Origin of the sequence: Actinomadura gamaensis, from assembly GCF_042652125.1 — a bacterium.
In the GTDB taxonomy this organism is placed as follows: Bacteria; Actinomycetota; Actinomycetes; order Streptosporangiales; family Streptosporangiaceae; genus Spirillospora; species Spirillospora gamaensis.
In genome coordinates this window covers 114,452-126,750 of record NZ_JBHSIT010000012.1, presented here as the reverse complement: position 1 = coordinate 126,750, position 12,299 = coordinate 114,452, and the positions used below count along the sequence as shown (strand labels likewise).

Annotated in this window: 9 protein-coding genes; 5 read left to right on the top strand and 4 right to left on the bottom strand. The window is 74.5% G+C overall.

What is annotated here, in order from left to right; translation table 11 throughout:
• Positions 1–525 precede the first annotated feature (525 nt).
• Positions 526–1,086, top strand: coding sequence for an RNA polymerase sigma factor (locus ACFPCY_RS34285; protein WP_378262295.1), 561 nt, complete (start codon positions 526–528; stop codon positions 1,084–1,086).
• Positions 1,087–1,105: 19 nt separating this feature from the next.
• On the top strand, positions 1,106–2,263 hold the full coding sequence (locus ACFPCY_RS34280) for a CU044_5270 family protein (protein WP_378262293.1): 1,158 nt from the start codon (positions 1,106–1,108) through the stop codon (positions 2,261–2,263).
• 776 nt (positions 2,264–3,039) lie between these two features.
• On the opposite strand, the gene ACFPCY_RS34275 is transcribed toward ACFPCY_RS34280, so the two are convergent.
• Complete coding sequence (locus ACFPCY_RS34275) at positions 3,040–4,647, bottom strand: pentapeptide repeat-containing protein (RefSeq protein WP_378262291.1); 1,608 nt, start codon at positions 4,645–4,647, stop codon at positions 3,040–3,042.
• Positions 4,648–5,139: 492 nt separating this feature from the next.
• On the opposite strand from ACFPCY_RS34275, the gene ACFPCY_RS34270 reads away from it, so the two are divergent.
• Together ACFPCY_RS34270 and ACFPCY_RS34265 are read left to right on the top strand one after the other, a co-directional pair.
• Positions 5,140–7,233, top strand: a complete 2,094-nt coding sequence (locus ACFPCY_RS34270) for an RNA degradosome polyphosphate kinase (RefSeq protein ID WP_378262289.1) — start codon at positions 5,140–5,142, stop codon at positions 7,231–7,233.
• Between the two features lie 187 nt (positions 7,234–7,420).
• Positions 7,421–8,347: an NUDIX domain-containing protein gene (locus ACFPCY_RS34265; RefSeq protein ID WP_378262287.1), complete on the top strand. Its 927-nt coding sequence runs from the start codon at positions 7,421–7,423 to the stop codon at positions 8,345–8,347.
• A 9-nt stretch (positions 8,348–8,356) separates the two neighbouring features.
• Here the strand turns inward: ACFPCY_RS34265 and ACFPCY_RS34260 are convergent, their stop codons facing one another.
• Together ACFPCY_RS34260 and ACFPCY_RS34255 are read right to left on the bottom strand one after the other, a co-directional pair.
• A complete protein-coding gene (locus ACFPCY_RS34260; RefSeq protein ID WP_378262285.1) occupies positions 8,357–9,958 on the bottom strand; it encodes a CYTH and CHAD domain-containing protein in 1,602 nt (533 codons plus the stop codon).
• Positions 9,959–10,053: 95 nt separating this feature from the next.
• Positions 10,054–10,551, bottom strand: coding sequence for a GNAT family N-acetyltransferase (locus tag ACFPCY_RS34255; protein ID WP_378262283.1), 498 nt, complete (start codon positions 10,549–10,551; stop codon positions 10,054–10,056).
• Positions 10,552–10,695: 144 nt separating this feature from the next.
• Between ACFPCY_RS34255 and ACFPCY_RS34250 the strand changes: the two genes are divergently transcribed.
• Positions 10,696–11,016: a WhiB family transcriptional regulator gene (locus tag ACFPCY_RS34250; protein WP_378262281.1), complete on the top strand. Its 321-nt coding sequence runs from the start codon at positions 10,696–10,698 to the stop codon at positions 11,014–11,016.
• A gap of 183 nt (positions 11,017–11,199) precedes the next feature.
• Here the strand turns inward: ACFPCY_RS34250 and ACFPCY_RS34245 are convergent, their stop codons facing one another.
• Positions 11,200–12,201, bottom strand: coding sequence for an NADPH:quinone oxidoreductase family protein (locus ACFPCY_RS34245; RefSeq protein WP_378262279.1), 1,002 nt, complete (start codon positions 12,199–12,201; stop codon positions 11,200–11,202).
• Positions 12,202–12,299 lie beyond the last annotated feature (98 nt).

Sequence of the window (12,299 nt, the reverse complement as noted above, 5' to 3'; positions counted from 1 at the left end):
ACGCCCTCCAAGAAAAGCCTTTCCCGTTCTGGGAGCGGGGATGGGAAAGGGTTTGGCAATCACCGACTCGCGGGATGCTAGCGGCCGCGGAAGGAGACCGCGCCGGGAATCGGGGAAATGCGGCCCGCAATGCTCGAATAACCCGCTACATTTTCCCCGATAAGCCAAGAAAAGCAGAAGTCAGGACGAAAGCCGCCAACTCACCGCCCCCGGCCCCCGCCCCAGCGCACCGCCCGAGCGGGCCCCGAGCACGGTCCGAACGCGGCCGAGCGGCTCTCAAGCGCCCTCCGAGCGAGGCTCGCGCGCGGTCCGCGCGCGCCGACCGGGGGCCGAGCGCGCCGAGCGGGAGCCGAGCACAGGTCGAGCCGGGGGGCGAGCGCGCGCCGAGCGGGGGGGGCCGAGCGCGGGCCGAGCCGGGGGCGAGCGGGGGCCGCGCGCGGTGAAGCGCTTTGGATCGGCGGTAACACTGGGCCCTCCCGCACCACTTCCTGGTGACGGAACACACCGGGACGGACGGAGAAGCAGGTGACGGCCGATGAAGAGCGGTTCACCGCGGTCTACGACGCCTGCCGGCAGCGGGTGTGGGCGTACGCCGCCGCGCGCGCCGGACGGCAGATCGCCGACGAGGTGGTGAGCGAGACCTTCGCGATCGCGTGGCGGCGCGTCCGGGAGATGCCGGATCCGGCGCTGCCGTGGCTGCTGGGCGTGGCCCGCAACGTGCTGCGCGACGGTCACCGCGCCGAGGTCCGGCGCGAGGCGTTCGCGAAGGAGCTGCGGCACTGGGCTCCGCCCCCGGCCGCGGACGTCGCGGAGCACGTCGCCGAGCGGCACGCGGTCCTGCGGGCGCTGGCGGAGCTGTCGGAGGACGACCGGGACGTCCTCGTCCTCACCGCCTGGCAGGGGCTCGCGCCGCGCGACGCCGCCCGCGTCCTCGGCTGCTCGAAGGCGGCGTTCCGGGTCCGCCTGCACCGGGCCCGCCGCCGCCTCCAGCAGGCGGTCGACCGGGACGGGCCGGAGCGGGCGCCGTCCGGGATCACGGGCACCGAACGTGGACAGAGTGCGAAGCGGGTCGGCCATGCGGCCTGACGCGCGAGGAGGCGAGAAGATGAGTCGTGACGCGATGCGGATGCTGGCGGAGGCCCGTCCGGACGAGCTGAACCCCGGCCTTCCGGTCGAGGCCGGGACGCGCGAGCGGGAGCTGGCCCGCGCCCGGCTGGGCACCCCCGCGGACACCCAGGCGCACGACCAGGCGGGGACGCGGCGGCGCGCGTTCCGTCCGGTGTGGGGGCTGGGCCTGGCCGGGATCGCGGCGGCGGCCGTGGCGGCGGCGGTCCTGGTCGCGCCCGGCGGGCACGACGCCCCGGCGAAGACGCCGGGCAGCGGCGCACCGCAGGCGCTCGACGGCCGGACGATCCTGCTGACCGCGGCCGAGTCCGCCGACCGGCAGCCCGGCGGAGCGGGCGCGTTCTGGCACGTGACGCGCCTGACCCGCGAGTACGTGCGCGTCGGCGACGCCGCCGACCCGTACACGGTGATCGCGGAGAGCCGCTCGGAGAACTGGACGCCGAACGCGCCGACCGGGGCCCAGATCGCCCGCTCGCAGGACCTCGGGGCGCGTCCGGCGACGCCCGCCGACAAGGTGGCCTGGAGCAAGGCGGGCTCGCCGACGTCCTGGGTGCAGAAGATCCCGGCGTCGAAGGGCGGCGCGTACAAGCCGCGTCCGCTGTCGGCGTCGCCCGGCAAGCCGAGCACGAGCCGGACGCCGCTGCGCCGCGGCGAGATCTTCTGGCTCGGCCGCAACGTGACGATGAAGGACCTGCGGGGCCTGCCCGCCGATCCGAAGGCGCTCAAGAAGGCGCTCCTGCGCTGGTACGAGGGCCACGGAACCGAGGCGGACGGTCAGAAGAGCACCGCCGACGAGTGGCTCTTCGACGTCGCGCGCGGGCTGCTCACCGACATGCCGGTCACGCCGAAGGTGCGGGCGGCGACGTTCCGCCTGCTCGCCGGGCTGCCGTCGGTCGCCTCGCTCGGCCGCGTGACCGACGCGCAGGGCCGTCCGGGCGTGGCGATCGGCCTGACGCGTCCGACGCCCGCCGGAGACGTCCTCCAGACCCGGCTGATCGTCGACGCGTCGGCGGGACGCGCGCTCGGTGAGGCGGAAGTCCTGGTCAAGCGCAGTGACCGGTTCCCGGGTGTCCCGGCGGGCTCGGTGCTGAACTCCGCGACGGTCACCGCCGAGTGGACGGCCACGTCCCCGAGCTGAGGCGCGAACACGACGGCCGGGTCCCTGGCGGGAAACGCCGGGCCGGGAACGGCGATCGAGTTCAGGGTCGGGGTCGGGGTCGAGATCGGGAACGGCGATCGAGTTCGTGGCCGGGAACGGTGCCGCAATTTCCCCGCCGACCGTGATCACGCAGTGGTCAGGTTCGGCAGTTGAGAACGGTCCGCCAAGCGCCGCGCTCGTGCGCGGCGCTTCGGCGCGTTCACGCGGAGCGCGATGTCGTTCACGCGGAGCGCGGCGTCCTTTATGCGGAGCGCGGTGTCCGGCGGGCGGCGCGCTGGGCGAGGCGGCGTTGCGCGGCGGCGGCGCGTCCGCGTTCGAGGCTGTCGCGGACCCGCGCCATTCCCCGCGCGTTGATCAATGGATCTTTGGAACGTCCGGCGTAAACGGCGAGGACTTCGGCGACCGGCGGCGGTGTTTCGTCGCGGACGCGCGCCGGGAGGCCGATCGCGGCGAGGTTCGGCGAGGCCGCGGCGCTGCTCGGCGAGAGGACGGGAGTGGGGCCGGAAGTGTGATCAGGAGTGGAACCGGGAGTGGGGGTGGGGAATGCGCCCGGTTCCGCGGGCGCGGGGGCGTGAGTGGGCGCGGTGACGAGACTGAGGGGCGTTTCGCAGTGCGGGCACCGCAACCCTGGGTGGGTTTCCCTGCTCATGTTCCGCATCATTACCCAGGGGTCTGACATTTGACCCGTGCGCCCCAGTGAACGACGCGTGTCGGGCCGGGGTCACCTCGTCAAGGCGGTGGTTTGCGCGCCCGTTTCAGAGCCGGTCGGCGAACCTTCCGTTGGCCCGGTGGACGGTTCCGGAGGGCGGCGCGGTCATTCCGGTCGTCCGGGGCGGGACGCGCCTGACCAGGCCGGGTCCCGGCTGCCCGACCGTTCCGCCGTGCCGTTCCGTCCCGCGTGAATGATCGGTTCTGTGCGGGTGGGCGGCGGAGTGCCGGTGCGTCTGGTCGGCGAGGGCCGCGCCGCCCGCGAGGAGGCCCGCGAGCACGGCGACCCATGCGATCGTCCGGCCGGCGCGCAGGCCGTAGCCGCAGGTGATCCAGAGCAGGTGGAGGGCCCACCGGTGCCACTGGTCGGGTTCGCTCCGGCGGCGCAGCTCCAGCGCGCGGTACCGGAAGTCGCGGGCCGTGCCGCCGTCGGCGTCGGCGGTCGCGCGGGCCAGCTGCCGGTAGAGGGCGGCGAGGCGGGACGGCGTCTCGGCCGCCGAGTCCTCGCTGAGGACGGCGCGCCGCCCGCCGCGCCAGCGCCGTCCGGGCCGGGTGGCGAACGCGCAGTCGCCCCGGACTCGCAGCCCGTCCGGGTGCGCGAGGCCGAGGAAGCGGCAGTGGCTCAGGTCGACGTCGGTGAGCTCGACGCGCGGCGCGCCGACGCCGCCCAGCGACAGGACGCGGACGGGAAGCTCGGTGTCGGCGCTCTCCGGCAGCCCGCAGAACGGCCGCGCCTGGGCGCGGACGCGGAGCCGCCCGGAGCAGACGGCGTTGCTGAGATCCACCTCGGCGCCGCGGACGCGCAGGTCGGTGTCGCCGCGGGCGGTCAGGCCGTCCGCCTCGATCCGGACGGCCGCCGCCTGCACCTGGACGCCGCCGTGCGCCGACACGTCCGTCAGGACGAGCCGTTCCCCTGCGGCGAGCGGCCCGAGCCACAGCCCGTGCCGGAACCGGGCGCGGTCGAAACGGGCGTTCCGTCCGACCCGGACGCGGCGGCAGGACAGCGCGCCGCCGAAACACGCCGCCTGCATCCCGGCGTCCCGGCCGAAACGGGCCCGGTCGAACGCGGCGGCGCCGATGAACACCGCGCGGGTGAAGTCGGCGTCGGCGAGCCAGGACGCCTCGCCGAACAGGGCGTCCCCGGCGAACACGGTCTCGGTGAACGCGGCGTGCCGGTGGAAGCGCGCCTGGTGGAAGGACGCGTTGCCGCCGAACCGCGCCCCCCGGAACGACACGTTCCCGAGGAACCGGGCGTCGAAGAAGGACGCGCCGCCGACGAACGCCGCGCCGTCGAACGAGCTGTCGCCCTCGAAGCACGCGCCGCGCAGCGCCGCGGCCGACGGCAGGACCGCGCCGTCCAGCCGGGTGCGGCCGAGGTGGGGGCGGCGGTCCGGGCCGGTGAGGGCGTCGAGGACGTCCGACAGCAGGTCGGCCGGGACGGTGACGCCGCGCAGGTCGAGGTCGGCGCCGGGCCGGAGCCGGCCGACGAACAGCGCGCGCTCACCGGGCCGCAGGTGCGCCGGGCAGCCCCGGAACGGCTCGACGGCGCGTCCGGAACAGCCGAAGACCGCCCGGCAGCGCGGCCACGGGACGGTTCCCGCGGCGGGGCCGCCGATCACGGCGAACGGAGCGGAGGAGGGTTCCTGAGGGGCCACGTCTCTGGTTGTACCCACGGACTGTTCCCGTCCCAATCTCTCTCTGTGGACAGGTCGTTACTCCCCGCCGCGGCCCGCGGCGACACCCCGTCCCCCTTTCATGGACGAGCCGGCGCGCGCCCGGGTTCACGGTCGTCCCGCCCCGGCCACCACCCCGCCCCGGCCCTGCCCCCCCGCCCCGGCCCTGCCCCCCGCCCCGGCCCTGCCCCCCGGACCGGCCCTGCCCCCCGGACCGGCCCTGCTGCCCCGACCTGTCCCGGCCATCCGGTCCGTCCTGGCCGTCCCCGGCCGCTCCCGCGTCTGCCGCCGCACCGCAGCTCACGCTGAGTCCGAAGACGCCGGGCGATCGACCGGAGCGGAGATCATTCGGCCCGGACGAGCGGAGTGATCTCGGTGCCGGGCGGGCATGATCGGCCTGTCCGCGACAAGAGGCGCAAACTGGAAACACGCCCGTTTCATCGACGTTCATCTTGACCGGGGAGCATGTGCGCCATGACCGTCAATCCAGGACATTTCCCCCACAGTGCCGAGCCCTCCGACGCGCTGCCCGAGGACCGCTACCTCGACCGCGAGGAGAGCTGGCTCCGGTTCAACCAGCGGGTCCTGGAGCTGGCGGAGGACCCGGGGATGCCGCTGCTGGAGCGGGTCCGGTTCCTGGCGATCTTCGCGTCCAACCTGGACGAGTTCTTCATGGTGCGGATCGCCGGTCTCACCCGGCGGATGGCGACGGGCCTCGCGGTGCAGTCGGCGTCCGGGCGCCGCCCCCGCGAGGTGCTGGAGCGCACCTCCGCCGTCGCGCGCGAGCTGATGCTGCGGCACGCCGCGTGCTTCCGCGACGAGCTGCGTCCCGCGCTCGCCAAGGAGGGCGTCGAGATCCTGCGCTGGGACGAGCTCGCCGACACCGAGCAGGAGCGGATGCGGCGGCTGTTCCGGGACCGCATCTACCCCGTCCTCACCCCGCTGGTCGTCGACTCGGCGCACCCGTTCCCCTACATCTCGGGCCTCTCGCTGAACCTCGCGGTGATCGTCCGGGACCCGGAGACCGAGCAGTCGATGTTCGCGCGGGTGAAGGTCCCGCCCGTCCTGCCGCGCTTCATCGAGGCGTCCCCGGACCGGTTCACCCCGCTGGAGGACGTGATCGCCGCGCACCTCGGCCAGCTGTTCACCGGCATGGAGGTGCTGGAGCACCACGCGTTCCGGGTCACCCGCAACCAGGACCTGGAGATCGACGACGACATCAGCGAGGGGCTGCTCCAGGCGCTGGAGCGCGAGCTGCTGCGCCGCCGGTTCGGGCCGGTCGTCCGGCTGGAGGTGGAGGAGTCGATCTCGGCGGCGGTGCTGGAGCTGCTCACCACCGAGCTGGCCATCGACGAGGACCAGATCTACCGGGTGCCCGGCCCGCTCGACCTCGCCGGGATGTCCGCGATCGCCGACCTCGACCGGCCCGAGCTGCGGTACCCGCCGTTCGTGCCGTCCAAGGAGGCGATCCCGCAGGACGCGAGCATCTTCGCCGCGATCCGCGAGCGGGACATCCTGGTGCACCACCCGTACGACTCGTTCACCACGACCGTGCAGCGGCTCATCGAGGACGCCGCGACCGACCCGCGCGTCCTGGCGATCAAGCAGACCCTGTACCGGACGTCCGGCGACTCACCCATCGTGGACGCGCTGATCGACGCCGCCGAGGCCGGCAAGCAGGTCGTCGTCGTGGTCGAGCTGAAGGCCCGCTTCGACGAGCGCGCGAACATCGCCTGGGCGCGCAAGCTGGAGCAGGCGGGCTGCCACGTCGTGTACGGGTTCGTCGGGCTGAAGACGCACTGCAAGCTCGCCCTGATCGTCCGGCAGGACGCCGACGGCGTGCTGCGCCGCTACTGCCACATCGGCACCGGCAACTACCACTCCAAGACGGCCCGCCTCTACGAGGATTTCGGCCTGCTGACCTGCGCTCCCGACGTCGGCGAGGACGTGTCGGCGCTGTTCAACCACCTCACCGGCTACTCGCGCAACGACGGCTACAAGCGGCTGCTCGTCGCGCCGCGCTCGCTGCGTCCGGGCCTGGTCGAGCGGATCGAGCGGGAGGTCGCGCGGCACCGCGAGGGCCGCCGCGCGCGCATCCGGATCAAGTGCAACTCGCTGGTGGACGAGGTCGTCATCGACGCCCTCTACGAGGCGTCGCGCGCTGGCGTCCCGGTGGACGTGTGGGTGCGCGGCATCTGCGCGCTGCGGCCCGGCGTCGCGGGCCTGTCCGAGCGGATCCGCGTGCGCAGCGTCCTCGGACGGTTCCTGGAGCACTCGCGCGTGTACGCGTTCGAGAACGGCGGCGAGCCCGAGGTGTGGATCGGCAGCGCCGACCTCATGCACCGCAACCTGGACCGCCGCGTCGAGGCGCTCGTCCGCGTCGCCGACCGCGCGCAGTGCGAGCAGCTCGTGGAGCTGATGGACCTCGCCATGTCCGACGACACCAGCTCCTGGTGGCTGGACGGCGACGGCGCGTGGACGCGCCGCGCCGCGGGACCCGGCGAGAGCCTGCTCGACATCCAGACGCACCTGGTCCGGTCCCGCCGGTGGAGGACGGTCGATGCCTGAGCCCGGTGCCGAGTCCGGTCCGGAGTCCGGTCCGGAGTCCGGTCCGGAGTCCGTGTCCGGTCCGGAGTCCGTGTCCGGTTCCGAATCCGAGGCCGGTTCCGAGTCCGGTTCCGGGCCGGAAGCCGAGCCGTCGCGCACGGATCCGGGGCGTCGGACGGAGGTGAGCCCGCGGGGGAGGTCGAGGGCGATGTCGGAACCGGGAAGCGTGCTGGTGCCGCGCGGCGCGCCCGAGCCGGGGGCCGTGCGGGCCGCCGGGGGAGTGCTGTGGCGCGAGGGGCGCGGCGGCGCACCCGAGCTCGCCGTGATCCACCGGCCCCGGCACGACGACTGGACGTTTCCGAAGGGCCATGTGGACCGGGGTGAGCACACGCTCCGCGCCGCCGTCCGGGAGGTGTTCGAGGAGACCGGGATCGTCTCCGTGCTGGGTCGCCGGCTGCCGTCCGCCGACTACGTGGTGCAGGGACGTCCGAAACGGGTGGACTGGTGGGCGGCGTCGCCGGTGGCGTCCGGCGGGCCGGTGTTCGTCGCGAACGACGAGGTGGACGCCCTGGAGTGGCTGCCCCTCGACGAGGCCGACCGGCGGCTCAGTTATCCGCTCGACCGGGACCTGCTGCGCGCCTTCGCGGCCGGGCCCCTCCGCACCCGGACGGTGATCGTCCTGCGGCACGGCGCGGCGGGCGAGAAGAAGGAGTGGCGCGAGCCGGACGAGCTGCGCCCCCTCGACCAGCGCGGACGCGCGGAGGCCGCGGCCCTGGCCGGGCTGCTGCCGGCGTTCGGCACCGCGCGGGTGGCGAGCTCGGCGACCGCGCGCTGCGTCTCGACCGTCCTGCCCTACGTGCGGCGGACGCGGACCGGCCTGGTCACCGACGCGGCCTTCACCGTCGGGGAGACCGCGCCCGACCGCGCGCTGGACCGGCTCCTGGAGCTGTCCGCGGACGGCGGGCCGCTGATCGTCTGCACGCACGGCGAGATCGTCAGCGGGCTGATCACCGGCCTGTGCCGCCGGTTCGGGGAGAAGCCGCCGGAGGACCCGTCGCTGCGCAAGGGCGCGTTCTGGGTCGCCCACCTCACCGACGACGCCCTCGCGGCGCTCGAACGCCACGAAGCCCGCTGACCGCGCGGATCAGTTTTTCCCGGCTTCCCTTCGAGCCCCGGTCCTTGTTCCGGTGAAGCGGGCGAGGGAGGCGTCGGCCTCGCGGCGCTCGACGCCGTGGATGCGGCCGAGGGCGAACGCCTCGGCCGGGTCGCGGACGCGGGCGGCGATCCGCTCGATCCGGCGCATCGTGATCAGCGCGTCCATGTGGTCGCCGAGGGCGCTCTGCACGGCCTTCGCGTCGCGCGCGGTCCGGCCCGCCTCCGCACCCAGGACGGGCACGGCCGTCTCGGCCGCGTACCGGACGCGCTTGGCGGCCTTCCGCACGTCGTGCCGCGCGGACTCGACGTCCTCGGGCCGACCGTCGAGGGCGGCGCGCTCCCGGACGAGCCGCTTCCGCGAACGCTTGAGCAGCGCGGGCATCTCCTCGGCGGCCGGACGGCGCGCCCGCGCGGTCAGCGGCGGGTCGGCGACGAGATCTTCGAGCGCGTCGAGCAGCGCGAAGTAGCGGGATTCGCGGAGCGTCGCGTTCATCCGCCGGTACGCGGCGCGTTCCTGCCGGGCGAGGTCCTCCAGCCAGGACGGGACGCGCGGCACGGGGTCGTCCACCCGCACGAGCGTGCCGGGGCCGAGCGGCTCCGGACGCGCCGGTCCGTCGAGTTCCGCGACGCGCGCCGCGAGACGCATCCGGAGGACTTCCAGGTCACGGACCTCGCCGAGCACTCCGCCGAGCCATTTCAGCTCGTCCTCGATCGGACGGGTGCGCTCGGTGTCGAAGAGCGGCGCGTACGCGCGCAGGACGGCCCGCGTCCGCCGCGCCGCCACCCGCATCTGATGGACGGCGTCGTCCGTGCCCCGCCGCGCCTCCGGATCGAGCCGCAGCAACGTCTCCACTTGCGCGTGCAACTGACGGAGGACGACATCGCCCGCGCTCTGTCCGTCCTCGGCGGGCGGTGGCTTACGCGGTGCGGGGAGCCCTCGTACGCCGTCCAGAAGGCGGCCGAGCTTGGAAGAGGAGGCCGAGTCTCGGGCGCCCGCTTTCCGCAGCCGCTTGCGCGCGGCCTTCAGCAGCGTCGGCGGGCCGTTCACCAGCTCCACCTCGACCTCGCGCCAGCGCGACGCGCCGGGCGTGATCTCGGTCTCAGAACCGGTGCCGGAATTGCGGCCAGTGTCGTGGACGACGGTCCCGACGACCCGGTCGTCGGCGACCTCCGCGAGCGGCGCGCCGTCCTCGTCCAGAAGGACGGTGACGCGCCGGTCGGTGTCGAGGGTGGCGATGTGCCGCAGCGGCTCGCCGCGCGTGTAGGCGGCGACGAGCGAGGCGAGCCGGGCGGGGACGGCGCGGGCGCGGCCGAGCGGCGCGCGCACCTCCAGCCGTCCGTCCGCGGCGGGGAGCTTCAGGTGCCAGCCCGCGTCCGCGCCGCCGCGCCTGCGCCGCAGCGTGATCCCGCGGGCGGCGAGCCGCAGGTCACCGGTGTCGAAGTAGGCGGCGTGGAGCCGGACGGGGGCGGTGTCCCGGACGCCGGCGACGCCGGGCAGCCCGGACAGGTCCGGCAGGTCGAAGTCGGCGGCGGCGTCGTACTTCCGCTCGATCTCCAGGTGGCTCTCGGTCTCCGGGTGGCTCTCGGTCACGGCGGGGCCTCCGGGCGTCCTCCACTGTCCGGAAGGTCAGCATTTCACGCTGAACATCCCGGAAAAATACCCCGCGGGCCCGGACTCCCCCGATCTCAGGCGGGTTCCGAGGTTTCGGACGCGTCGAGGTGGTACTTCATCCCCATATGGGACGGGCGAAATCCGATCTTCTGGTAGAAGCGGATGGATTCGGGACGCTGGCGGTCGGTCGTCAGCTGGACGAGGCGGCAGCCGCGCGTGCGCGCCTGCTCGATGGCCCAGCCCACCATCAGCTGGCCGATGCCGCGCCCGCGCACCTCGGCCGCCACCCGGACGCCCTCGATCTGCGCCCGCTCGCCTCCGGTGTAGGTGAGGCCGGGGATGTAGGTGAGCTGCAGGCAGCCCGCGATCTCGCCGTCCAGTTCGGCGACGATCAGCGCGTTGTTGGGGTCCTTCTCGATCGCCGCGAAGGCGGCGAAGTACGCGTCGGGGACGGTCCCGTCCGCGACCGACTCGCGGCCCGCGGCGATCGGGTCGTTGGCCAGCAACCGGACGACGAACGGCAGGTCATCGCGGGTGGCTTCGCGGAAGGTGACATCTTGAGCTGGGCGCACGCGGACAGGCTATCCGGACGTTTCGTTCCATCGTTCACCGCGACTTGTAGTACTACGCCTCGTAGTACTACGTTGGGTGGACAACCACCCCATCCCGAACCGCCCGGCGCGATCCGCCCGGGCCGTCGCAGGGAGCACAGCCTCATGCCGAATCCGCACGCCGCCGAAGAGCACTGGAGCGACCACGCCATCTGCCGTGGCGCCGACCCGGACCTCTTCTTCCCCATCGGGTACGCGGCCCCCGTCCTGCGCGAGCAGGAGCGCCGGGCCAAGGCGATCTGCGCCAACTGCCCGGTCGTCGCCGACTGCCTGGAGTGGGCCCTGCGCGTCGGCGAACCCGACGGCATCTGGGGCGGGACGACGCCCGAGGAGCGCCGCCACCTCCGCCGACGCGCCGACGCGCCCGTCCGCCACCACCTGCCGGCCATCACCGTCCGCGGCGACGTCACCGAGGCCGCCGCCTGACCCGGCCCGGAGACCGCCCCGCCTGACCCGGCACGGAGACCGCCCGCCTGCCCGGCACGGAGACCGCCCGCCTGCCCGGCACGGAGACCGCCACCCGGCACGGAGACCGCCGCCCGCCTCGGCCCGAGGCCGCCGCCTAGCTGGTCACCGGCACCGCCGCCTCCTTGGCGCCGAGGCCGTGGCTTAGCTGGTCGCCGAGGCCGCAGCACGGCTCCCGGAACCCGGCGGGACCAGGGCGATCTTCCCCACAGCGCGCCGCTCCAGGAGGTCGGCGAGCACCCGCCCGGCCTCCGCGAGCGGCGCCGTCCGCGGCGCGACCGGCGACAGGACGCCCTTCGCGACCATCGCCAGCAGCTCGTCCAGCAGGGCGCGCTGGGGCAGCGGATGGGCCATCGACCACGCGCCCCAGTCGACGCCGACGACCGAGCGGTTCCGCAGCAGCACCTGGTTCAGCGGCAGCGACGGGATCGTCCCGGACGCGAAGCCGATCACGACGTGGCGCCCGCCCTCGCGCAGCGCGCGCAGGGCCGGTTCCGCGAGCTCGCCGCCGACCGGGTCGTACACGACGTCCACGCCGCCGTCCGCCCAGGCGCGGGCGGCGGTCTTGACGTCCTCGCGCGTGGTGTCCACCACACCGGACGCGCCGGCCTCGACCGCCGCCGCGCGCTTGTCCTCCGTGGACGCGGCGGCCAGCACGTCCGCGCCGAGCGCCCGCGCGACCTGCACCGCCGCGAGCCCGACCCCGCCGCCCGCGCCGAGCACGAGGACCTTCTCGCCCGCCGCGAGCCGCGCCCGGTCGCGCAGCGCGAACAGCGCGGTGCAGAAGCTCTGCGTGAACGTCGCGGCGCGCGGGGCGTCCAGATCGTCCGGGATCGGGACGGCCCCGGCCGCCGGCACGAGCACCTTCTCGGCGAACCCGCCGAGGCCGCACATGGCCAGCACCCGCGTCCCGACCGCGGGTCCGGTGACGCCGGGCCCGTGCGCCGCGACCGTCCCGGCGACCTCGCTGCCCGGCGTGAACGGCAGAGGCGGCTTGATCTGGTACCCGCCCTGGACGAACAGCCCGTCCACGAAGTTCACGCCCGCCGCCTCGACCGCCACGGCCACCTGGCCGGGTCCGGGCTCGGGGTCCGGGACGTCCCGCAGCCGCACCGAACCGAGTTCCTCGCAGACCATCGCTCGCATCGCCCCACTATGGCCCGAACCGAATCCGATTCGCCATCCTCGGCTCCGCCCGCCGGGGCGGCCGGGCCTGGACGGGAACGCCGGTGCGGGGGACGATC

Excerpts from the sequence above, each read along its gene's own strand:
- ACFPCY_RS34270 (WP_378262289.1), top strand. The coding sequence starts at position 5,140 with ATGACCGTCAATCCAGGACATTTCCCCCACAGTGCCGAGCCCTCCGAC.
- ACFPCY_RS34280 (WP_378262293.1), top strand. The coding sequence starts at position 1,106 with ATGAGTCGTGACGCGATGCGGATGCTGGCGGAGGCCCGTCCGGACGAG.
- ACFPCY_RS34245 (WP_378262279.1), bottom strand. The coding sequence starts at position 12,201 with ATGCGAGCGATGGTCTGCGAGGAACTCGGTTCGGTGCGGCTGCGGGAC.
- ACFPCY_RS34250 (WP_378262281.1), top strand. The coding sequence starts at position 10,696 with ATGCCGAATCCGCACGCCGCCGAAGAGCACTGGAGCGACCACGCCATC.
- ACFPCY_RS34265 (WP_378262287.1), top strand. The coding sequence starts at position 7,421 with ATGTCGGAACCGGGAAGCGTGCTGGTGCCGCGCGGCGCGCCCGAGCCG.